Annotated in this window: 1 protein-coding gene (only partly in view); it reads left to right on the forward strand. The window is 68.9% G+C overall.

Going from position 1 to position 26,142, the window contains the following annotated elements; genetic code table 11:
• A protein-coding gene (locus ASF77_RS07865) for a CARDB domain-containing protein (protein ID WP_056337288.1) crosses the window boundary here: on the forward strand, positions 1–26,142 show its 5' portion. Its footprint extends 8,070 nt past the window's final position; the window shows 26,142 of its 34,212 coding nt (coding positions 1–26,142); its start codon is at positions 1–3; its stop codon lies beyond the right edge, outside the window.

Below are 26,142 nucleotides of genomic sequence, written 5' to 3' on the forward strand. Positions count from 1 at the left end.
ATGTCCAAGCCAGAATCGAAAGCAAGTGCCCCCCTGAACAACAACCAGCCGGGCCTGCTCCGGCCGCTGCTTGGCGCGGTGCGCAAGGCCCTGGTACGCAAGACAGCGCCACAGCGCCCGGCGCCGGCCGCCGTGCCGCGTTCGATCCGCTTCGAGGCCATCGAGCCGCGCGTGATGATGGCGGCCGATCCGGTGCCGGCGCTGGACATCAGCGGCAGTCTCGACGTGCCGGGCGAGGTCGACCGCTACACCTTTAATCTGGCCCAGGACGCGCGCATCGTGTTCGACGCGCTGACCAACTCGGGCAACATGAACTGGACGCTGAGCGGCCCGCGCGGCGTCGAGGTGTCCAGCCGCAGCTTCAGCGCTTCCGACGCGAACGGCGCCACCGGCAGCCCCTTCCTGAACCTGATCGCGGGCGACTACACGCTCACCGTCGATGGCGTGGGCGATACTACGGGCGCCTACAACTTCCGCCTGATCGACCTGGTCAAGACGGCGCAGATCGCACCGGGCGAGGTGGTCAATGCCCAGCTCAGCCCCGCCAGCGAGACCGATGTCTACCGCTTCGACGCGGTGGCCGGCGACCGCTTCGCCTTCGACAAGCTGACGACCAATTACAGCAGCCTGTGGTGGCGCCTGTACGACCCGGCCGGCGTGGCCGTGTTCGGCCCGACCCGGATGAGCGACGGCATGGTCAACCAGACGCTGGCGCTGACCGGCAGCTACACGCTGCTGATCGAAGGCCAGATCGACATCACCGGCACCCGCGACTACAGCTTCAGCGCGCGCAAGGTGGTCGACGAGACGACCACCCTGAACCTGGGCGTGGGCGTGAGCGGCGCCGTCGCCCTGCCGGGCCAGCTCGACCGCTATACCTTCAGCCTGGAGCAGGCCAGCAAGCTGTATTTCGATGCGCTGACCAACAACGCCAACCTGAACTGGACGCTGACCGGGCCGCAGGGCACCGTGGTGTCGGCGCGCAGCTTCACGGCCTCGGACTCGGCCGACTATACCGGCGCACCGATCGTCGACCTCGTCGCCGGCGACTACACGCTGACCATTGCCGGCAGCGGCAATGCCACCGGCGGCTACGACTTCCGCCTGTCCGACCTGACCCAGGGTACGCCGATCGCGGCTGGCGCGACCGTCGCGGGCACGCTCGATCCGGCGCGCGAGACCGACATCTATACCCTCATGGCCGAAGCGGGCGACCGTTTCTATTTCGACGGCGCCGCCAGCGCCGGCGCCGACGTCTACTGGCGCCTGCTCGACCCCTACGGCAAGCTGGTGTTCGACCGCACCACGCTGCGCACCGACGTCGGCGTGCTGACGCTGCCCTACGGCGGCGCCTACACGCTGCTGGTCGAGGGGCGCGTCAGCGCCGGCGGCAGCGCCAATTACAGCTTCAGCGCCCAGAAGGTCACCGACGATGCCGCCACGCTGGCGCTCGACACGACCATCGACGGCCGCATCGCCGTCGCCGGCCAGCGCGATGTCTACGACTTCACGCTCGACGCCGCGACCCAGGTGGTGTTCGATTCGCTGACCGCGAACGGCAACATCGGCTGGTCGCTGACCGGCCCGCGCGGCGAAGTCATCAGCAGCAACTTCCTGAATACCCAGAACCGCATTCTCGGTTCGGAAGGCATGACGCTGGCCTACGAGGGCGACATGGACGACGGCTTCGTCCAGGTCAAGGCACCGTTCGACATCAGCTTCCTCGGCCAGCAGTATGCGAACCTGTTCGTCAGCTCGAATGCCTTCATCACCTTCAACAGCGGCTCGGGCCAGATCGGCAACGGTGCAAGCAGTCCGGCGCAGCCGGGCATCCACATCCTGCCGGGCGACCGCCGCCTGCTCAAGCTCTACACCCAGCACATCGGCGACGCCTTCAAGCTGCGCGTGGAAGGCTATAACTACAGCAGTTCGCCTGCGGCGACGCCGCTGGTCTACGAGGTCACCTTCTACCGCGGCAGCGACCAGGCCATGCTGGATCTGGTCTCGATCCCATCGTCGGGCGTCACCGGCGGCGTAACCGACGGCAGCACCTACCTGAGCCAGTTCACGCCGGCTGCCGGCACCTCGTACAGCATCGCCGCCGGTATCGCCACCCAGGTGCCTTACGCCAGTTCCCTGACCCAGCCGGCGCCGCTGCTGGATCTGGCGGCGGGCGCCTACCGCCTCGTCGTCGACGGCAACGGCGACGCCGTGGGCGACTACGGCTTCCGCCTGCTCGACCTGGCCTATACCCCCATGCTGAGCGTCGGCACGCCCGTCAGCGGCACGCTCAGTCCGGCCAGCGAAAGCGACCTGTATCGTTTCGCTGCCAAGGCCGGCGAGCAGTACTTCTTCGATGCGCAGGGCGTGTCCGGCATCGCGCCGACCTGGCGCCTGGTCGACCCTTACGGCAATGCCGTGTTCGGGCCGAGCAACCTGAGCGGCACCGATGTCGGCCCGCTGACGCTGCAGCGCGATGGCATCTACACCCTGATGATCGAGGGGAATGCCGGCGCCACCGGCAGCACCGCCTATACCTTCAATGTCGAGGCGCGCGGCCAGGCGACGCCGCCGGCGCTGCCGAGCACGACGCCGATGGCGCTGGGCAGCACCGTGTCCGGGGCGCCCACCGTCCTCGGCCAGCAGGACCGCTACAGCTTCACGCTGGACGCCGACACCCGCATCGTGCTCGATGCGCTCATCAGCAATACGGGCATGCGCTGGTCGCTGGCCGGCCCGCGCGGCACCGTGGTCAGCAACCGCGCCTTCGCCACCACCGATGCGGTCGACGCCAAGGGCGCCACGATCCTCGACCTGGCGGCCGGCACCTATGTACTGACGGTCGACGGCAGCGTCCTCCCGTACAGCTTCCGCGCGCTCGACATCGCCGCCGGCACCCGTCTCACGCCCGGCACCGCCGTCAGCGGACAGCTCAGCCCCGCGTCCGAAACGGATGTCTACCAGTTCGACGCCCAGGCCGGACAGCAGTTCTACCTCGATGCATTGTCCGCCACCGGCGGCCAGGCCTACTGGCGCCTGCTCGACCCGTACGGCAAGCTGGTCGCCGATGCCACCGCGCTGGCCACTGACATCGGGTTGCTGACGCTGGCACACACCGGCGCCTACACCCTGCTGGTCGAGGGCCGCGTCAACGCCACCGGCAGCACCAACTACAGCTTCAACGTCCAGAACGTGAGCGACGACGCGGCCGCGCTGACGATCGGCACCAGCATCGCCGGCAGCATCGCCCACGCCGGGCAGCGCGACCTCTACCGCTTCTCGCTGAGCGACGCCAGACAGGTCTACTTCGACGCGCTCAGCGCCAACACCAACGTCAACTGGACGCTGGTCGGGCCGCGCGGCGCGGTGGTGTCGGCACGCGCCTTCAACGCCTCCGACTCCTACGATTTCACGGCCGGCTCGCCGGTCTACGACCTGGTCGCCGGCGACTACACCCTGATCGTCGATGGCGCCGACGACGCCGTCGGCGCCTACGGCCTGCGCCTGCTCGATACCGCGCTGGCCACCACGATCACGGCGGGCACACCGGTCACGGGTCAGCTCGACGCGGCCAATACCACCAACCTGTACAAGTTCGTGGCCGCCGCCGGCGAACGCTACTACCTCGACCAGCGCACGCAGTCCGGCAATGGCGACGCCTGGGTGCGCCTGCTCGATCCGTTCGGCCGTGTGGTGTTCGAGCGCTCCGCGCTGAATGCCGACAGCGGCCCGCTCACGCTCGCCCACGACGGCGTCTACACGCTGCTGGTGGAAGGGCGCGCCGGCGCCACCGGCCTTACCGGCTACGGCTTCCAGCTGCAGCAGGTCAGCGACGACAGCGCCGCGTTGACCATCGGCGCCGTCACCACGGGCGCGATCGCGCACGCCGGCCAGCGCGATTTTTATACCTTCACGCTCGATGCGGCGGCCCAGGTGTATTTCGACGCGCTGACCAGCAACCCGAACCTGAACTGGACGCTCACCGGGCCGCGCGGCACGCCGGTGGCCGCACGCAGCTTCAACGCCACCGATTCGAACGACTTCGCCGGCTCGCCGCTGCTCAACCTGGTGGCCGGCGAATACACGCTGACGATCGACGCCGTGGGCGATCTCGCCACGCCCTACGCCTTCCGCCTGGCCAATACGGCGCAGGCGACCCGCATCGCGTCCAATACGGTCGTCAGCGGCCAGCTCGACCAGGCCAACGCGACGGCGCTCTACCAGATCGACGGCAAGGCCGGCGACCAGTACTTCTTCGACCGCCTGAGCAGCTCGGGCGGCGAACTGTACTGGCGCCTGCTCGACACCTGGGGCCGCGTCGTATTCGACCGCACCTCGTTCGCCAGCGATGCCGGCCCGGTCACCCTGGCCGCGAACGGCACCTATACGCTGCTGCTCGAAGGACGCATCGGCGCCACCGGTACCACCCAGTACAGTTTCAATGCCCAGCGCGTGAGCGACGACGTCGCCCAGCTCACCCTCGGCACGGCGGTCAATGCCGCGATCTCGCAGGGCGGCCAGCGCGACTTCTACCGCTTCACGCTGGACGCGGCCAGCCGCGTCTACTTCGACTCGATGACGGCCAGCAGCGACCTGACCTGGACCCTGACCGGGCCGCGCGGCACGGTGGTCGGCAACCGCACCTTCGTCAGCAGCGATTCCTACGAGCTCAGCGGCGCCAACGTGTTCGACCTGGTCGAGGGCGAGTACACGCTGATGGTCGACGGCGTCGGCCTGACGGTCGCGAACTACGGCTTCCGCCTGTCCGATCTGGCCCAGGCTACTCCGATCACGCCCGGCACCCCGGTCACCGGCCAGCTCACGCCGGCCAGCGAAACCGACCTGTACCAGTTCAGCGCCAAGGCCGGCGAGCGCTATTACTTCGACTCGCGCACCAGCCCCACCGGCACCTGGCGCCTGATCGACCCGTACGGCCAGCTCGCCTTCGACATGACCGGTCTTGGCGGCGACGTCGGGCCGCTGACGCTGGCCCACACCGGGGTCTACACGCTGCTGATCGAAGGCCGCGTCTACCAGACCGGCACCGCCAGCTACACCTTCAACGTCCAGCAGGTCGTCGACGACAACGCCGCCCTGGAACTGGGCGCGACGATCAGCGGCGCCATCGACGCCAGCGGCCAGCGCGACTTCTACCGCTTCACCCTGAACGAGGCAACGCGCGTCTATTTCGATTCCCTCACCAGCAGTTCGAACCTGAACTGGACGCTCGCCGGCCCGCGCGGCAATGTCGTGACGGGCCGCAGCTTCAGCGCCTCCGATTCGGGCGACATCTCGGGTGCGACCGTGTACGACCTGATGGCGGGCGACTACACGCTGACCGTGTATGCCGATTCGGCCACGACCGGCGCCTACGGCCTGCGCCTGCTCGACGTGGCCCAGGCCACGCCGCTGGTGCCAGGCACCCCGATTGCCGGTACGCTCGGCCCGGCCAATACCACCGACATGTACCAGTTCAGCGGCGCCGCCGGCGAGCGCTTCTACTTCGATTCGCGCAACGCCTCCACCAGCAATGCCTATTGGCGCGTGATCGATCCGAACGGCCGCGTGCTGGTCGACGCGACCAGTTTCGGCAGCGATGCCGGCGTCCTGACCCTGACCTATGGCGGCGTCTACACCCTGCTGATCGAAGGCCGCGCCAGCCGCACCGGCACCCAGGCCTACAGCTTCAACGTGCAGCCGGTAAGCAACGACGACGCCGCGCTGGCGCTGGGCGCGGCCGTCGCGGGAGACATCGCCCACGCCGGCCAGCGCGACTTCTACCGCTTCACCCTGGATGCGGCCACCCGCGTCTACCTGGACGCGCTGAGCAGCAGCAGCACCCTCAACTGGAGCCTGAGCGGCCCGCGCGGCACGGTCGTCTCGGCGCGCTACTTCAACGCCACCGACTCCGGCGACTATACCGGCGCGCCGCTGCTCGACCTGGTGGCGGGCGAGTACACGCTGACCGTCGATGCCGACAGCGATACCCTCGGCGCCTACAGCCTGCGCCTGCTCGACGCGGCCCAGGCCACGCAGCTGGCACTCGGCACCCTCGTCAGCGGCGAACTGAGTCCCGCCGCCGAGACCGACCTGTACCGGTTCGACGCCGCCGCCGGCGACCAGTTCTTCTTCGATTCGCGCAGCGCCATCGGCAGCAATGCCTACTGGCGCCTGGTCGATCCGTACGGCCGCGTGGTGAGCAGCGTGACCGCCTTCGGCACCGACATCGGCCTGCTCACCCTGCAGTTCGCAGGCACCTATACGCTGCTGGTCGAAGGACGGGCCGTGCGCACCGGCACCCAGGCCTACAGCTTCCAGGTCGACCCGCGCGGCAACGTGCCGGTGACGGCGCTGCCGGCCGGCACCCCGCTGGCGCTGGGCAGCATCGTCTCCGGCGTGGTGTCGACGACAGGCGAGAAGGATCACTACGTGCTGACGCTCGATGCCGACACCCGCATCTACGTCGACTCCTTCACCAACAGCAGCCTGCGCTGGTCGCTGGCCGGCCCGCGCGGCACGGTGGTCAGCAACCGCGGCTTTAACAGCACCGATTCGTACGACCTCGGCGGCGCGCCGGTCTACGACCTGGTGGCCGGTACCTATGTGTTCACGGTCGACGGCACCGGCACCGGCGGCTACAGCTTCCGCGTCAGCGATACCGCCCAGGCCACCGCGATCACGCCCGGCACCCTCGTCAGCGCCCAATTAAGCCCCGCCAACGAATCCGACCTGTACCAGTTCAACGCCCAGGCCGGCGAAAGTTATTATTTCGACTCGCGCACCAACACGGGCGGCGACGCCTACTGGCGCCTGCTCGACCCGTTCGGCCGTGTCGTCTTCGACCGCACGGGGTTCAGCACCAACCTCGGGCCGCTGACGCTCGCCTACAGCGGCGCCTACACGCTGATGGTCGAAGGCCGCGCCTACACCACGGGCAGCACGACCTATTCCTTCAACGTCCAGAAAGTCACCGACCAGCAGGGCACGCTGGCGGTCGGCACGCCGGTCGCCGGCGCGGTCGATCATTCAGGCCAGCGCGACTTCTACAACTTCACCCTGACCGAGGCCACCCGGGTCTATTTCGATTCGCTGACCAACAACGGCAGCCTGAACTGGACGCTGACGGGCCCACGCGGCACCGTCGTCGCCGCTCGCGCGTTCAACGGGTCGGACTCCTACGATTTCGGTACCGGCTCGCCCGTGCTCGACCTGGCCGCCGGCGACTACACCCTGACGGTGGCCGGCAATGCCGAAACTGTCGGCAGCTACAGCTTCGTGCTGGCCGATGTGGCCCAGGCCGCGCAGTTGGTGCCGGGCACCCTGGTCAGCGGCGAGCTTGCGCCCGCCACCCAGACCGACCTGTACCAGTTCAATGCCGTTGCCGGCGAACGCTATTTCGCCGACGCGCGCAGCATGAGCGGCGACATCTACTGGCGCCTGCTCGACCCGAACGGACGCGTCGTGTTCGACCGCACTTCCATGAGCAGCGACGTCGGCCCGTTGACCCTGGGCGTTACCGGCACCTACACGCTGCTGATCGAAGGCCGCGTGTATGGAACCGGTACCAGCAGCTACAGCTTCAACCTGCAGCCGGTCAGCCACGACCGGGCCGCAATGACCCTGGGCGTTCCGGTCACCGGCCGGATCGACCATGCCGGCCAGCTCGACTATCACACCTTCACGCTGGACAAGGCGACCTCGGTCTACATCGACTCGCTGACGTATAACAGCAACCTGACCTGGACGCTGACCGGCCCGCGCGGCACCGTCGTCTCCGCGCGCACCTTCAGCGGCACCGACACGATCGACTTCGGCAGCACGCCCTCGGTCTACGACCTGGCGGCCGGCGAATACACCTTGACCGTCGACGGCACCGGCGACACCGTGGCCAACTACAGCCTGCGCCTGTCCGACATCGCCCAGGCCACCGTGCTGACACCGGGCACCCTGGTCAGCAGTCAGCTCAACCCCGGCAACGAGACCGACCTGTACAAGTTCACCGCGAACGCCGGCGAACAATACTATTTCGATCACCGCAGCTACACCGGCGGCGAGACCTACTGGCGCCTGCTCGACCCGTACGGCGGCGTCGTCTTCAACAGCACCCACATCAGCAACGACGTCGGCCCGGTGACCCTGGCATTCACCGGCACCTACACGCTGATGATCGAGGGGCGCATCTACAATACGACGGGCAGCACGAACTACAACTTCAGCGTCGCCGCAGTACCGCCGAGCGCGGCCATCGTCCTGAGCGGCATCGGCGCCGAGCCGGGCCCCGACCTGCAGGTGCGTAATCTGACCATCGTGCCGGCCGGCGACGCCCTCGTCTCGGGCGGGCAGGTAACGCTCACCTGGGACACCTTCAATGCGGGCGACGGCGCCACCGACACCGCCTGGCAGGATCGCCTCATCATCCGCAACGTGGCGCGCAACGAAATCATCGGCAACTACCTGGTCAGCTACAGCGACCTCGGCACCGAACCGCTGGCGCCGGGCGCCGCGCGCCAGCGCCAGATCGTGATCACCCTGCCGGACGGTAACCGCGGCGCCGGCGAACTGTCCTTCCAGGTCAGCGCCGACGTCGGCAATACCGTGACCGAACGCGGCGCCGGCGGTGCCGCCGAACTGAACAACAGCAGCACGGTGCGTCTGCCGTCCACGCTGGCGCTGTATCCCGATTTGCAGGTGGCCAGCCTGGCGGTCGAACCGGCCGGCGGCTGGAGCGGCGGCCAGCCCGTCACCGTCAACTGGCGCATCAACAATGCCGGCACCGGCGCCGTGAACGGCGCCTGGACGGATCACGTCCTGGTGCGCAATCTGACCACCGGCCAGGTGCTGGCCAATGCCGACCTGCGCTACGATGCGGGCGGCCTGGCCGCCGGCGCCGTCGTCGACCGCGCCTTCACTTTCGACTGGCCGTTCGGCGCGATCGGCGCCGGCCAGTACGAATTCGTCGTCACCAGCGACTACGGCACCGAGATCGTCGAGAACAACGCGCTCGATAGCGGCGACACGAACAACGTGCGGCGCCTGACCGCGGTGTCCGGCCCCGACCTGGCGGTGCGCAATCTGCAGGTCGGCACCGAGGTGATCGAGGCCGGCGCGCTGCTGGCCATCAGCTGGGAGACCTGGAACGGGGGCAGCGCCCCGGCGCCGTCCGGCTTCAACGACCGCATCGTCATCACCAACCGCAGCACCGGCGACAAGCTGCTCGACACCAGCCTGGCCTACGACCCGGCGCAACCGGGCGCGGGCCTGCTGGGGGCCGGCGAATTCCGCCTGCGCCAGTTCAACTTCCGCCTGCCGGAAGGCGTGCGCGGCGCGGGCGAGATCGAGATCCGCATCACCGCCGACCAGAACAGCGCGGGCCAGAGCGCCCTGTACGAAACCAACCCGGCGGGCGACGCCGAGTACAACAACAGCGCCACCTTGAACACGCAGTCGGCGGCGAAACCGTATGCCGACCTGCGCATCGCCAGCTTCGAGGCGCCGCCGGCCGGCGTCGGCGGCCAGCCGCTCAGCCTGTCGTGGAGCGTGCGCAACGACGGCGCCACCGACACCTCCGGCGCCTGGAACGACCAGGTCGTGTTCAGCACCGATGCCGTGTTCGGCGACGCCGACGACATCGTGATCGGCACCTTCCGCCACAGCGGCACCCTGCGTCCGGGCGAGAGCTATGCGCGCACGGTCACGGTGAACCTGCCGTTCAAGCCGGAAGGGCAGTACTACCTCGGCGTGCGCTCGGACAGCGGCTTCGAGGTGGTGGAGCCGGATACCCGCGCCGACAACCTCAGCGCGCTGGCGCCGATCGAACTGGCGACCCCGTTCGCGGATCTGGTCGTCGAATCGGTCAGCCTGCCCGACCGCGCGCTCTCCGGCGAAAGCATCGAATTGAGCTGGCAGGTACGCAACCTCGGCAACGCCCTGACCGACCTCGGCGTCTGGAACGACCGCGTGATCCTGTCGCGCGACGCCACCCTCAGCGCCGACGACATCATCCTGGCCGGCTCGATTACCCATGCCGGCCAGCTGGGCCCGAACGGCAGCTATACCGCGCGCGCCACGCTAACCCTGCCGCGCGACCTGCAGGGCGATTTCTACGTCCTGGTCGACACCAACTCGACCCGCAACGTCACCGAGACCGGACGCACCGGCAACAACGTCGGCGCCAGCGCCAGCCTGCTGCGCGTCACGCTCTCGCCGAGCAGCGACCTGACGGTGTCGAACGTCGCAGGCCCGACCGCCGTGCTGCCGGGCGAGACCGTCACCATCACCTACACCGCCACCAACGGCGGCCAGACCGCGGCCAGCGCGCCATGGCGCGACCGCGTCTATCTCGACACCGGTGCCGGCAACTTGCTGCTCATGGCCGACAACTGGATCGCGGCCGACCTCGACGCCGGCGCATCGGTGCAGCGCAGCGTCAGCGTGAAGGTGCCCGCGAACGTCACGCAGGGCAGCTTCCGCTGGGTGGTGCGCACCGACAGCGACGACACCGTCTACGAACGCAATGCCGAGACCAACAACCAGGCCGCGGCAAGCGGTTTGGTGCGGGTGGCCCATGCCGACCTGGCGGTGACCGAAGTGACCGGCCCCGGCCTGGTGCGCTCGGGCGAGAACCTGCGCCTGTCCTGGCAGGTCGCCAACGGCGGCAACCTGGCGCTGGGCGCCTGGGTCGACCGCGTGTATCTGGTCGGCGGCGGCGTCACGCGCCTGATGGCCGAAGTCGCGCACGCCGGCCCGCTGGCGGCCGGCGCCAGCTACGACGCCGCGGCCGAATTCATGGTGCCGCTCGACTTCTCGGGCGAATACCAGCTGCTCGTCACGACCAATGCCAGTTCCGTGCTGGCGGAGGGCTCGCGCGCCGACAACAGCCGCTTCGACGGTCTCACTGTCACGCTCGCGCCCTACGCCGACCTGGCCGTGACGGCGCTGAATGCGCCCGAGATCGTGATCGACGATCCGGCCACGCTCGACGTCTCCTGGACAGTGGTCAACCAGGGCACCGGCGCCGGCAAGACCGGCGCCTGGACGGACCGCGTGATCCTGTCCGGCGACGCCATCCTCGGCAACGGCGACGACCGCGTGATCGGCGAATTCCGCCACGAGGGCGCCCTGGAAGCGGGCGCCGGCTACACCCGCAACGAACGCATCGCGCTGGCGGCTGCCACCAGCGGGCGCTATCGCCTGTTCGTGGTCTCCGACAGCAAGGGCGAGGTGTTCGAAAACGGCGCCGAGAACAATACGGCGCAAGCCGCGCACACGGTCGACGTCATGCCGATCCCGTATGCCGACCTGCAGGTCGCCGCCGTCACCACGCAAGGCGTCGCCGCCAGCGGCCGTCCGCTGCAAGTCAGCTGGACGGTGGTAAACAAGGGCATCGGCATCACGAATAGCGGCTCCTGGTCGGACTCCGTTTGGCTCAGCCGCAATGCCGACGGCAGCGACGTCGTCGCCAAGTTCGCCTCGGCCAGCCATATCGGCCAGCTCGGCGTGAACGACCAGTACACGCGCAGCGTCAGCGTCACCCTGCCGGAAGGGATCGAGGGTACGTTCTACCTGAACGTCAAGACCGGCGGCCCCTTCGAGTTCATTTACGGGAACAACAACCAGGGCAGCTCGCTCGGCATTCCGGTGCAGCTCTCGCTGTCTCCCGACCTGGTGGTCGAGGCGGCGGCCGTGCTCGACCCGACCGCGCAGGAAGGATCGCTGGTCGACCTCTCATGGACGGTGCTGAACGAAGGCGCGGCGCGCGCCGAGGGCAGCTGGATCGATACCGTGACGCTGGTGCGCGCGGACGGCAGCGGCACCCCGGTGGTGCTGGGCAGCTTCACCTATGACCGTGGGCTCGACAGCGGCATCCGCTACACCCGTACCGAGCAGGTGCGCCTGCCGGCCAAGATCGAGGGCCTGTACCGGATCCGGGTGGTCACCAACGCCACCAACACGCTCTACGAACACGCCGCGGCCAAGGCCAACAACACCCTGGTCTCGGGCGAGAGCACCGAAGTGAGCCTGAACGCGCGCCCCGACCTGCGCATCGGCGCCGTGGTGGCGCCCGAACACGTGGCCGCCGGTACCAGCGCGGCCATCCGCTACACGGTGCAGAACATGGGCGCGGTGGCCGCCACCGGCCGCTGGCAGGACAAGGTGTATTTGTCGCTGGACGGCACCCTGAGCGCGGACGACGTCCTGCTCGGCCGCTTCGACAACGGCTCGGCGCTGGCGCCGACCGAGAGCTATTCGACCGAGACCCTGGCGGTCGACATCCCGATCCGCTACCGCGGCGACGCCTGGCTGATCGTGGTGGCTGACGCCAACAACAGCCTCGACGAATATCCGAACGAGGCCAACAACGCCAAGGCGACCAAGATCCTGATCGACCCGGTGCCGTTCGGCGATCTTGTGACGGGCGCCGTGGTGGCGCCGGACCAGGCAGTGCATGGCGCCAGCATCGAGGTGCGCTACACCGTGACCAACCGCGGCAGCGCCGGTACGCGCGGCGAGGCCGCCAGTGTCGACAGCTGGACGGACACCGTCTGGCTGGCGCGCGACAAGACCCGTCCCGGCGCCTCCAAGGGCGACATCCTGCTCGGCTCGTTCAAGCACACCGGCAACCTGGCCGTGGGCGCCGATTACCTCGGCACCGCCCAGGTGGTCATCCCCGAAGGCACGCTGTCCGGCTCCTACTTCCTCACGGTCTGGAGCGACACCTACGACGCCATCCTGGAAGAGTCGTCCTCCGCGACGGCCAATCCGGACGATCCGAACACCGCCGACAGCAGCAACTTCAAGGCGCGCGCCATCGCCATCCTCGGCATCGCGCCGCCGGATCTGGTGGTGAGCGAAGTCACGCCCGCGGTGCAAGCCACGGGCGGCGCGCCCTACAGCTTCAGCTACAGCGTGCAGAACCGCGGCGACCTGTTCACCGGCAGCTGGACCGACCGGGTCTACCTGGCCGACAGCCCGGATCTGGCCAGCGCCAAGGAAAGCTGGCTGATCGGCACGTATGAACAAAACCGCAGCCTGGCCAACGGCGAACGCTATACCGTCGAACAGATGGTGCAGCTGGCGCCGTCGGTGACGGGCCGCTACCTGATCGTCAAGAGCGACGCCAACAATAACCTGCGCGAACTCATTGAGGACAATAACGCCCGCGCCGGCGCCACCAATCCGGCCGTCGCCGCGGCCGACCTGCAGGTGACGGCCGTGAGCACCGAGCCGGAGAGCTTCTCGGGCGAGGAAACCACCGTCAGCTGGACGGTGACGAACCTGGGCGCCGACGTCTGGGCCGGCACCCGCAGCTGGCGCGACACCGTCTATTTCAGCCCCGATCCGACCTTCATCGCCAGCCGCGCCACCGTCATGGGTTCGGTGATCCACGCGAACGCGGCGGGCCTGGCCGCCGGCGCCAGCTACAACGCGTCGGCCAAGATCCGTCTGCCGCAGGGCACCGACGGCCCGTACTACATCTACGTCATCACCGACGCGATGGCGCCGACCGGCCCGCAGGCCTATGCGCCGCAGGCCGAACTGGCGCGCAGCGGCACCAACGACCAGGCGCTCGGGCTGTACGAGAACAGCGTCTTCGAGGGCGCGCGCAACGACAACAACCTCGGCCGCGCCACCCTGAACGTCACCTACCGCGAGCCCGACCTGCAGGTCGATACGGTCACCGTCTCGGATCCGAACCCGTCTTCCGGCCAGCAGATCACGGTCACCTGGACGGTCACCAACCGCGGCACGCGCGAGGTGCGCACCAATGCCTGGTTCGACGGCGTCTACCTGTCGCGCGACGGTTCGCTCGACGACGCCGACTATCCGCTGGTCGACCGCGGCAGCCAGGCCGAAGCCCTGCTGCGCGTGCGCCAGACTGCCGTCGGCGCCGGCGCCCCGCCGTACCTGAAACCAGGCGAGTCGTACACCAACTCGGCGACGTTCACCCTGCCGGAATCGATCGGCGGCGACTTCCAGATCATCGTCAAGGCCGATACCGCCACCTTCCGCGACACCGATCCGCTGATCGCCAGCACCATCCGCGACGGCCTGTACGTGCTCGAGGGCAGCGGCGCCGGCAGCGTCGGCGAATTCCGCGACGAGGGCAACAACGTCAAGGCGATCGCATTGCCGATCACGCTGGCCACGCCGCCCGACCTGCAGGTGGCGCACGTGACCGCGCCGCCGTCGGTACTGGCCGGCCAGGCCTTCGAGGTGCGCTACCAGGTGCTCAACGCCGGCGGTGCGACCCCGGCCGACGGCCGCAGCTGGAACGACCTGGTCTACCTGTCGAAAGACCGCTTCCTCGACGTCAACCAGGACCGCTATGTGGGCTACCTGGCCCACACGGGCGGCCTGGCCGCCGGCGCCAGCTATGACGCCAGCCTGCGCCTGACGGCGCCGCGCGACCTGGAAGGGGCGTATTACGTCTTTGTGGTGGCCGATCCGGCGCGCGCCTTTGGCAGCGGCGACGCCGGCCAGGTGCGCGAATTCGGCAAGGAGCAGAACAACGCCACCGCCGCCGCCCAGCCGATGCTGGTCGAAACCCCGCCGCCGGCCGATCTGACCGTGGCGCAGGTGGTGCTGCCGTCCCAGGCCGCCGTCGGCGACCCGGTGCGCATCGACTACACGATCCAGAACAGCTCGCAGTACACCGCCTACGGGCGCTGGACGGACGCGCTCTACCTGTCGGCCGACAACGCCTGGGATCTGGGCGACATCCTGCTCGGCAAGGTCGAACACGTGGGCGACCTGGCCGGTAACGCCAGCTACAGCGCCACGCTGCAAGCCATGCTGCCGCCGCTAAAGGACGGCAACTGGCGCATCGTCGTGCGTCCCGACCTGTACAACGAGGTGTTCGAGGGCCGCATCGCCTACACCGCCACCGGCCTGAACCTGCCGCCGGGCGAAGCCAACAACCGGCAAGCCTCCGGCGCCACGCTGCAGGTCAGCGTGCCGGCACTCGCCGTCGGCGCGCCGCTGCAGACGACGCTCTCGGGCGGCCAGGCACGCGTCTATAAAGTCAGCGTCGCCGCCGGCGAAACGCTGCGCATCGCGCTGGACAGCCTGGCCCAGGACGGCGCCAACGAAATCTACGTGCGTTACGGCGATGTCCCGACCGCGTATGCCTTCGACGCTGCCTATACTGACGCCGTGGCGCCGGATCAGCAGGCGCTGGTCGCGAGTACCCGTGCCGGCGACTACTACGTGCTGGTGAAATCGCGCCAGGGCGCGGCCAACACGCCGGTCACGCTGCGCGCCGACCTGCTGCCGCTGTCTATCACGGCGGTCACGCCGGACCAGGGCGGCACCGGCGACGCCGACCACCGCTGGGTCACGGTCGACATCCGCGGTTCCCACTTCAAGGCCGGCGCGCTGGTCAAGCTGGGACGCCCGGGCGTGGCCGAAATCGAGCCGGCCCGCTGGCAGGTGCTCGACGCCACCCACATCCGCGCCATCTTCGACCTGAGCGCGGCGCCGCACGGCCTGTACGACCTGTCCGTCATCAATCCGGACGGCCAGCGCGTCACCGAGGCGGTGCGTTACCTGGTCGAGCGCAGCATCGAAGCCGAGGTCACGGTCGGCATCGGCGGCCCGCGCGAACTCGAGCCGGGCGCCAGCGGCGTCTACAGCGTCACGCTGCAAAGCCTGACCAACGTCGACACGCCTTACGTGCGCTTCGACTTCGGCGTGCCCGAAATGGGAGAAAGCAAGGACGTGCTGGGCGGGCTGAACCTGCCGTACGTCGTGTTCGGCACCAATGTCGGCGGCCAGCCCGACGGCGTCACGCTCGACGCCGGCGGCAATACCCAGGCCTACGGGCCGACCCCGACCGACGGCACCCTACGCCGCGATGTGCCCTGGGCCAGCCTGGACGGCGCCGCCAACACGGCCGGCTTCAACCTGGCGCCGGGCTATGCCTTCGACCTGGCCGCCGGCGGCTTCGCCGGCGTCAGTTTCAATGTGCAGACCTATCCGGGCCTGGCCGAGTGGCTGGCCTACGATTTCGAAGGCCTGCGCGACAAGCTGTACGCGGCGCGTCCCGACTGGCAGGCGCAGGGCCTGCTGGCCGGCGGCGTGCGCGACCTCGACAAGATCGCGGAAGGCCTGGCCGACCGCTTCCTGTCCACGGACGAAGAAGTCCACGTCAGCAAGCTCGAAGCGCTGGCGATGCCGTTCCGCTTCAACGTCAGCGGCGCGGCCACGCCGCTGACCCGCGCCGAATTCATCGCCGAGCAAAGCGTGTATGCGCGCCAGCTGCGCGCCGCGATCCTGGCCGATGCCGCCGCGCCGGCCAGCCTGGCGGTGCTGGCGGCCGACCAGGACGGCTGGGTGGCCGGCTGGCTCGGCGCGCTGGAGGCGGGCGGCATGCTGCGTCCGCTCGACCAGGCGCCGCCGATCCGCGAGCACGCCAAGGTGATGAGCCTGAACGCGACCCTGGCCGCCGGCATCCTGCTGAGCAAGGGCGGCGACAGCTACCGCACCCAGGCCGACATCCTCGGCTTCTTCTCGAAAGTCCAGCAATGGTACGGCGACAGCGCGCGCTACGCCGGCGACCTGGCGGCGCTCGACGCGCCGGTCGAGTACTACGAAACCCGTACCGACCAGTACGGCAATGAAGTCACGGTGCCGGTGCCGGTGCTGGCCGACCGCGCCGACTACGACCGCGGCGCGAGCGCCGACACGCAGTTCGTCAACTTCAACGTCTTCGCCGGCGCCCGCACCGAGCTCGAATACCTGCGCCGCATCGGCGTGCTGGACGACGAGTTCCGCCCGCGCGACGCGGCCGACCTGAACTTGGTGCGCTACCTGCAGGGGGCGCAGGACAGCGCCGCCGCCGCGGGCACGGTGCGCATGCAGGGGCCGCAGGGCGCACCGGACGGCAAGGGCAGCAGCTACCTGCCGGCCGCCACACCGCTGCCGTACAGCGTGGCCTTCACCAATCCGACCGGCCAGGCGCTGGGCCAGATCCGCATCGTCACCGAACTTGATGCCGCCCTCGATCCGCGCAGCCTGCGCCTGGGCGACCTGAAACTAGGCGACATCAACGTCCACGTGCCGGCCGGCCAGGCCAGCTTCCAGGCCGACTTCGATTTCAGCGCCAGCAAAGGATTTATTTTGCGCGTGAGCGCGGGCATCGATGCCGCCAGCCGGGTCGCCACCTGGCTGCTGCAGGCGATCGACCCCGACACCGGCGAGGTGATGCGCGACGGCCTGCAAGGCCTGCTGGCGCCGTCGGACGAGCCAAACAAGGCCGGCGCCGGCGCGGCCAAGAATGGCTTCGTCAGCTACACCGTGCATAGCGATGGTGGCGCCGCCTCCGGCGCCGCAATCTCGGCTTCGGCCCGGGTCTTCTTCGACGACGCCCCGCCGATCGACAGCGCCAGCGTCGCCAATGTGCTCGACGCCGCCGCACCGGTCACCAGCATCGCCGCCACCATGCTGGGCACCGACGCCCAGGGTGCGCCGAGCTTCGACGTGCAGTGGCACGCGGTCGACGACGCCAGCGGTGTGCAGCACGTGACGGTGTACGTCGCCGAAAATGGCGGCGACTTCCGCATCTGGCTGCGCCAGGTCGTGGCCGGCACCACCCAGGCGGTGTTCACCGGCGAGGCCGGTAAAACCTATGAATTCCTGGCGGTGGCGACCGACAAGGCCGGCAACAGCGAAGCGGCCTCGGTCGCGAACGCGATCCTGCCCGACGACGGCAGCCGCCAGGCCGTGCTCGACGGCCTCGGCGCCAACGAGACGCTGACCCAAACCCCGGAACTGCCGCTGGCGGCGCCGGACCGCAGCTATCCGGCCAACGCCCTGTTCGAGCAGTCGACCCAGCTGCTGCCGGGCTTCGTCGCGCCGGCCCAGCCGGCCGAACTGCAAAGCGTGCTGGCCCCGTTCATGCTGCGCGGCTTCGCCGAGGGCTTCATGGCGAGCGCCGGCGACATCGGCGCACTGGCGCTGGTGGAACTGGCCGACGGGTCCATCCTGGCCAGCGCCGGCAGCCTGCGCAACGAGGTCTTCCGCTTCAGTAAGGAGGGCGGCCGCAGCACCACGCCGCTGTTCACGCTGGACGCGCCGGTGCTCGACATGGCGCTCGACGCCGTCGGCCAGCTGTGGGTCATGACCGGCAGCGAACTGCTGCAGGTCGACGCCGAGAGCGGCGCGATCCTGCGCCGCATCACCGGCCCGGGCCAGGAGCCGCTCACGCATGCCCTGGCGATCCAGGCCGGCACGGGCGACATCTATGTCACCTCGGGCAATGGCGTGGAAATCTTCCGCCCGAACGAGAGCGACCCGGCCAAGGCCTGGAAGCACTTCAGCAACGAACGCATGGGCGACCTGGCCTTCGCGCCGGACGGCCGCCTGTGGGGGGTGCGCTGGAGCGGCGGCGCGATCGCAAGCACGAGCACCGACATCGTCAGCTTCCCGATGGCCGGCCGCAGCAGCGGCCGAGCGGAGCTCGAATACCGCCTGGCCGGCAGCATCGACAGCATCGCCTTCGGCGCGGCCGGCACCCCGCTGGCCGGCCTGCTGCTGGCCTCGAGCAACCTGGCGCAGCGCCCGGTGGCCGATACCGCCCTGGTCTCGGCCGCGCACGGCGCGGCGCTGTGGATGATCGAACTGAACTCGCGCCGCGTGCTGCAGCTGGCCAAGGGCGGCACCCGCGGCGAGAGCATCGTCGCCACCCGCGACGGCCGCATCCTGGTGGCGCAGACGGCGGGGATCGATGAGGTGGCGCCGCTGCATGCGCCGCGCGTGACCGCGGTCAGCGTGCCGGATGGGGCTTTGCTGCCGCTGCCGGTGAACCAGATTTCGGTGAGTTTCGATCAGGCGATGTGGCTGGGCGCTGCCAACGACGGCAATCCTTCCGCGGATTTGTCGAGCGTACTCAATCCCGAGAATTTCCGGCTGACGGCGATCGGTATGAACGGCGTCATCGTGCTGCCGCGCAGCGTCAGCTGGGACGCGGCGACGCGTACCGCGGTGCTCGATGTGGGCGGCCTGGCGGCCGGCCAGTATCAGCTCGAGATCGCAGCGAACCTGCGCAGCGCAGCCCAGGCCCGGATCGGCCAGGCCTACGTCAGCCAGTTCACCGCGGTGCTCGACATGAGCAGCCAGCTGCAACTGGCATTCACCAATACCAGGGCCGACCGCGCGACCGGCGCGATCAGCTACGACGTGCAAATCACGAACATCGGCACCGACGATCTGCGCGGCCCGCTGATGCTGCTGCTCGACCCGGGCCTGTATTTCCAGGATCGCGTCGATGGCGCCGCGCAGGGCAGCGGCGTCCAGTCCGACCTGTGGATCGTCGACCTGAGCGCCGCTTTGTTGGCGCAGGGCGGCCGTCTGGCGGCCGGCGCGACGCTGGCGAACCAGACGGTCAGCGTGATGCCGGCAGCCTGGCTGGGATCCGATCCCGCGTCGGCGCCGCTGGTGAAGTTCAACCTCGGCCATGGCATCTATGCCGTGCCGATGGCGAACCTGCCGCCGGTGATGAGCATCGTGCCTGTCGGTGCGGAAGCGGTTGAACTGACGGCCGAGATGTTCTGGCAAGCGGCACTGCCCACCGCCGCCGTTGGACAGCCATGGACGGCCGAACTCGACGCACTCGATCGCGACGGCACCCGCCTGTTCTGGGAACTGGTGCAGGCCCCCGCGGGAATGCGCTTGAGCGCGGACACTGAGGTACATGCGGCCGCCGACGGCTACCACGGCCGCGCCACCTTGACATGGACGCCGACGGCAGGCGACCGCGCCGACACCGAGATCGTGGTGCGGGTGCTGGACAGCCGCGGCGGCAGCGCCCTGCGCCGCCTGACCGTGGCGGTCGCCGGCGCCAACCATGCGCCGGTCATCAATCCGCTGCCAACTGTAATCCTGCGCGAAGGCGAAGCGCTGGCCTTGCCGGTGATCGCCGCCGACGCCGATGGCGACCGCATGACGGTGCTGGTGAGTAACCTGCCGTCCGGCGCGGTCTACAACGCCGGCACCGGCGTGCTGTCCTGGACGCCGGGGTATGACCAGACCGGCATCTACGAGAACATCATGGTCGTCGTCAGCGACGGCAAGTCGACCGTGCGCGAGCACTTCACCATCGTCGTCGAACAGGGCTACGCCGCACCGCGGCTGGCGCCGGTCGTCCCGCAGATCCTGCGCGAGGGCGACAAGTTCTCGCTGCAGCTGGCAGGCAGCATGCCTGGCGGTCTGTCCCAGGCCGACGGCACCACGATCAAGCTGAGCTATTCGGCGCCATGGCTGCCCGCCGGCGCAACGCTCAACAGCGAAACCGGCTGGTTCGAATGGACGCCGGGATTTGCGCAGCACGGCGACCTTGTCGTGCCAGTGACGCTGAACGCCACGTATTCCCTGGCCGGGGGTTCCGGCACGGTCACGACCAGCGTCAGCGCCAATCTGGTGCTGAAGGTACAGAACGCGAACGGCGCGCCTCAGTTCGTCCCGGCCGAGACATGGCAGGTGCTGGAAGGGGCGCCGCTGCGCATCAGCGTGTTCGCCTTTGACCCGGACAACCCGGGATTCGAGCCGAAATTCCGCCTGGCGCCGGGCTTGCCGGCCAGTGGCCCCGACGGCAGCGCACCAAGTGTCCGCTACGAGGTCAGCGGCTTGCCGGCGGGCGCCAGCTTCGACGCCGAGACGCTTGAAATCGTGTGGGCACCGGGCTACCAACAGGCTGGTACCTATCACGTGCACGTAACCGCGATCGACGACGGCGACGGTACCGGGACGCCGGCGATCAGCGCGATCACGCTGCCGATCGTGGTCAGCGACGCCAACCGGGCGCCGCAAATCGGCGACCTGAGCAATGCGTTCGTCGACAAGGGCACGACGCTGAACATTCCCGTGAATGCCTTCGACGCCGACGGCGATCCGCTGCAGCTGAGCTTTATCGGCTTGCCGCATTTCGCCACGTACACCCAAAATCCGTCCGCCGTTCCGGGCACCGGAACGGGCATGCTCAGCTTCACGCCTGGCGCGGGCGACCGCGGCGACTACACGATCACCGTAATGGTGCAGGACAATGGCGGCGGCGACCCCAACAAGGTGCTGACCGAATTCAAGAGTTTTGTGATCACGGCCCGTAGCGTCACCGAAGCGCCGGTCGTCAGCGCGCCGCACCAGGTGGTGGCGCTGGTCGGCCAGGCCTTCAGTCTGCCGATCGGGGTGTACGACGCCGACCAGGACGCGTTGACCATCACCGCGAACGGCTTGCCGCTGGGTGCTGAACTCGTCAGCCAGGCGCAATACGGCAAGGTGCTGCTGAACTGGACGCCGGAAGCCGGCGACGTTGGCGCACGCGACATCGAACTGGTGATCACCGACAGCGGCTTGCCGCCCCAGGATGCCGGCATCGCCCTCGATCCGTCGCAGCCGCGCGTGCCGAACGTGGTACGCCACACGATCCGCGTGGTGGTGCGCAACGAGAACGCCGCGCCGCTGCTGTTGGGCGCGCAGGCGAATGGCCAGGCGGTGCCGGACAGCGGCGGCATGACGGCGCTCGGCGCGACCGAGGGCACGCCCTTGAGCATCGACGTCTTCGGGCTGGATACCGATCTCGATGTCCTGGCCTGGACCGCAACCGGTCTGCCGCCGGGAATGGTGCTGGAAGTGCCGGCCGCCGGTTCCCCGCACGCGATCCTGCGCTGGACGCCAGGGCTGTTCGCCGCCCAGGGCGGCAGCGGCGCCACGCCGGGGCTGTACACCTTTACCCTGCAGGCCAGCGACGGCGCGGCCGTCGCGACGCGCACGTTCCAGATCAGCGTCGCCAACGTCAACCAGACCCCGACCATCCTGCCGCTGCCGCTGCAACTGGTGAACGAGGGCGATACGCTTGGCTTCAACGTCGCGGCGGCCGATGCCGACAACGATGCCGTGCGCCTGGCGCTGCTGCATGACACTACGACCCCGGCCGGCGTGTTCTTCGATCCCGCCACCGGCTACTTCGAGTGGACGCCGGGCCAGGACGCCGTCGACAACGCCGGAGAGGACAGCAAGCTCTTCACCTTTACCTTCGGCGCCACCGATGGCAGCGCCGCCAGCCAGCGTACCGTCCAGGTACGCGTACTCGACGCCAACCGCGTGCCGCGCCTGTCGGCCGGCAATCACGCGATCGTGGTGGGCCAGAGCTTCAGCCTGCCGGTGCAATTGGGCAGCGGCGCTAGTGCCGGCGCCGGCGCCATCGTCGCCACCGATGACGACGGCCTGGCCCAGACCGAAGCGCTGACGGTCGGCTTTACCGGCTTGCCGGAAGGCGCACGCTATGACGCGCAGGCACGTCGTTTGAACTGGACGCCGGGCCCTGGACAGGTCGGCGATTTCATCGTCACCGCCCATGTCAGCGATGGCCGCAACACCGCGGTGCAGACCTTCACCTTGCGCAGTGTGGCCGACGCCGGCGCGAATGCGCCGGCGATCCTGGTATCGACAACGCCATCCACCCCGGTCGTACCTGGCCAGCTGGTGCTGGCGACCGTGCGCGCCGACAGCTTCAGCGCGATCGCATCGTTGTCGGTGCGCGTGCGTGGCGCCGGCATCGGGCATGGGATGGGGCAGGATGCATGGCAATCGGTGGCGCTCGACAGCGCGGGGCGCCTGCGCCTGACGCCGACGCGGGCCGGCCTGCTCGACATCGAGGTCACCGCCGTCGATGTCGACGGTTTCAGTGCGACCCGCATCCACAGCGTGCGGGTCAAGGATCCGGCCGACACGGCTGCGCCTTTCCTGGTCTGGGAAGGAGCGCTGCGCGGCGCCAATGTGGCCACGGCGCCAGTGGAGTTCGACCGCACCATGCCGGTCACGGCGCAACTGACCGAACGCCAGTTGCTCGGCTATAAACTTGAGATCGCGCCGGCCAACTCCGGCCGATGGACGACGCTGGCCGAGCAGACGGCCGCGGCGGAGAACATCGACGCGGCACTGGCGCTGGCGAACATCGATCCTGCGCTGTTCGCCAACGGCGTGTATCAGCTGCGCCTGTCGGCATGGGATCTGGTGGGGCGCACCACCGAGATCGAAGCCCGCATCGTGATCGACAGCGCCGACAAGCACATCGCATCGCATCAGGTGAGCGATGCGCATTACACCCTGGGCGGCCATGCGCTGGCACTGGTGCGCACCAGCGGCGGACAGGGCGTGGCCGTGGATGGCGCGCCTGACGATTTCGGCAACTGGAGCATGCCGCTGCTCGACTTCGGACTCAGTACCGACCAGCTCGGAACGGATGCACAAGGCATGACGCTGCCGTGGATGGAAGGCGCGCGGGTCTGGCTGCAGGCGCCGGCCGCCTTCGACGGCAGCGGCGCACCGCAGTCCCTGCGCTTCACCCTCGCCACCAGCAAACAGACGCTGAGCACGGTTCCCGGAGCGCCGGCGGTCTACTATCCGGTCTTCACTTCCGACCAGGGCTGGCGCCTCGAAGCCCATTCCGACGCGCTGTTCGCGGGGCCGGATGCGCCCGAGGGATTGCAGCGCCAGGGTAACCGCCTGTACAGCCAGGTCAGCGGCATGCCCTGGGTGCCGGCCTCGTACACGCTGACGGGCCCGGACGGCACCCGCTACCAGCTCGACGCCCAGGGCCGGCTCGGCGCGGTCGTCTTTACCGACGGCGTGCAGTGGCTGGTGTCGGATGGGGGGATCGCCGTTGTCGGCCAGGACGGGCGCGTGGAATTCCTGCGCGACCAGCAGGGCCGGATCGAGCGCGTCGCCGCAACCAATGACGACGGCGTGACCGATACCATCGTGTACCGCTATGACGCCGAGGGCCGCCTGGTGCTGGCGCGCAGTATCCTCGCCGCCGGCATGGGCACGGCCTACGCCTACGATGCGTCAGGCGTGCTGCTGGGTGACACGATCAGTGCCAATCTCGGCGCGGCGGTCGACTGGCGCGCCGGGGCCGATGTCAACCGCTGGAGCGGTCAATTGACGCCGGCCGCGACGACCACGCTCGCCTTCAGCGTGCGCGAGAGCGAAATCGCGTCCACCGTCAAGGTGCCGGGCGCGCAGGGTGCGGTCATCGTCGCCATCGAGGTCGGCGCGGCGGATGCCGCCGTCGAGGTGACGGGTGCGACCGTGATCGGCACGGCCATGAACGGCTCGGTCAAGACCATCCTGGTACGGGTTTCCGAGGCCGGCCTCAAGCTGATCCGCGTAAGCGGCAGCGGCGCCGCTTCGGTGCGCGTGACGGTGGCCGGTGACCTCAACCGCGACGGCGCGGTCGATGGCGCCGACTCGGCGGCCTGGGAGCAGAGCCGGGCGCTGGCGGAGGCAAGCGGTGACCTCAACGGTGACGGCGCCGTGGATCAGACCGATCGCCAGGTGCTGTATGCCAACTACGGCTGGCGCGCCAACCAGGCGCCGCTGGCGGTTGCGGGCGCGGCGGCGGCCAAGACCCATACCGACCTTGCACGTAAGCTTGGGCTGGAGTCGGTGGCGATCGACATTGAAGGCGACCAGGTATTCTGGCGCCTGCTCGAGAGCGAACACGGCACTGCTCGGCTGAGCCCGGATGGCGCTTCGCTCTGGTTCACGCCCGAGGCCGGATTCAGCGGCCAGGCGCGGGTGCGCCTGCAGGCCGACGACGGCTACGCCAGCGCCGCGCCGATCGACATCCTGATCAACGTCAGCGGCGCCAAGCTGATCAGCCTGCGCATGGAGCGCTTTGCACTGCTGGCACCGGGCAGCACCGCGGTGATGACCGTCATCGGCGATTTCGAGGACGAGACCGGGGTGCTGCTGAGCGGCGACTTTGTCCAGTTCGCGTCGACCAATCCAGGCGTCGTCCAGGTGGGCGACGGCGGCACCGTACGCGGGCTGGTCGCAGGCACCGCCATCGTGAGCTACCGCGCACGCGGCATCGAAGGCGTCAATGCGTTCACGGTGGGTACGCTCGAAGACCGTCCGCTGCTCGATGCCAACGGCTTCGAAGTCGACGTGTACCCGCGTGCGATCATCCTGCCGACAGCGGGACAACGGCAGTTGAAAGTCACACTGCCGGATCGCACCAACATCTCGGCGGCGGCACAGGGCACGCGTTACTTCGTCAGCGATTCCTCCATTGCCGAAGTCAGCGCCGATGGCCTGATCCTGGCGAAGGCTGCCGGCACGGTCGTCATCAGCGTGATTAACGGCGGCATGCAGCACGAGATCGTGCTGCGCGTGCAGGAACCCGAACTGGGCGCTGCGACCGTGCGCGACAAGGCCGGCGCGATCGCGCAGGACGCCGACGGCAACGTGCTGATGGTGCCGCCTGGCGCGCTGCCGGCCGGCACCGTCGTGTCGGTCAGCACCCGTGCGTTCGACGAGCTGGGAATGCCTTTGCCGGCGCCTGCGCTGCTGGACGCCCTGGGCGCTTTCCGGATCGATCTCGGCGGCGCCGAATCGGCACTGCCGCTGCAACTGGCGATCCAGGTCAATGGCCCGCTCGACCCGGCGACGGGACAGCCGCAGCCGCTGGCCGCCGGCACCGAGGTCATGTTCTGGCGCAAAGGCACGATCCAGGATGTCGACGGCAGTCTGCACGATACCTGGTGGCTGGTCGATAACGGCTTCATCGGCAGCGATGGCGTCGCCCGTACCGCGAGCCCGCCTTACACCGGCGTGCAGGGCGGCGGCGGCGATTTCGTCGTGACGAGAATCGCCGGCGACAGCAACCCGAACACCGGCGAGGTGAAAATCGCCGGCGCCGCCGTCAATTTCAATGCCATTTGGGTGCAGATGGGCTTGATGGCGATTTCGCCGATGACCAGCATGGCGGGCAGCGCGCTGGGCTTGCTCAGCACCATGCCGTATGCGGTCAGTGCCATCCAGTACACGCTGGAAGGCGCGTTCAAGAAAGAGATTCCCGCATCGGCATTCGAACTGGCCAACATCACGACGACCTTCCCGCAAGTGGCGCCGAGCCGGCTTGCGACGCCGGTCATCACGGGCACGAACTACAACCCCGCAACCCGGGTGCTCAAGGTCACGGGCGTCGATTTCATCCCGCAAGGGCAGGCACCCGGCAATTTCGATCTGAAGCTGTGGCTGGTTCCGCGCGGCGAGCAGTTGCATCGCCCAGGCCTGGCGGGGACGGCGCCGGAGCGTGGTCTCGTCTGGCAAGGTTTCGAGACCACCGTGATTTCGGCCACC

Origin of the sequence: Massilia sp. Leaf139 (assembly GCF_001424165.1) — a bacterium.
Classification (GTDB): Bacteria; Pseudomonadota; Gammaproteobacteria; order Burkholderiales; family Burkholderiaceae_D; genus Telluria.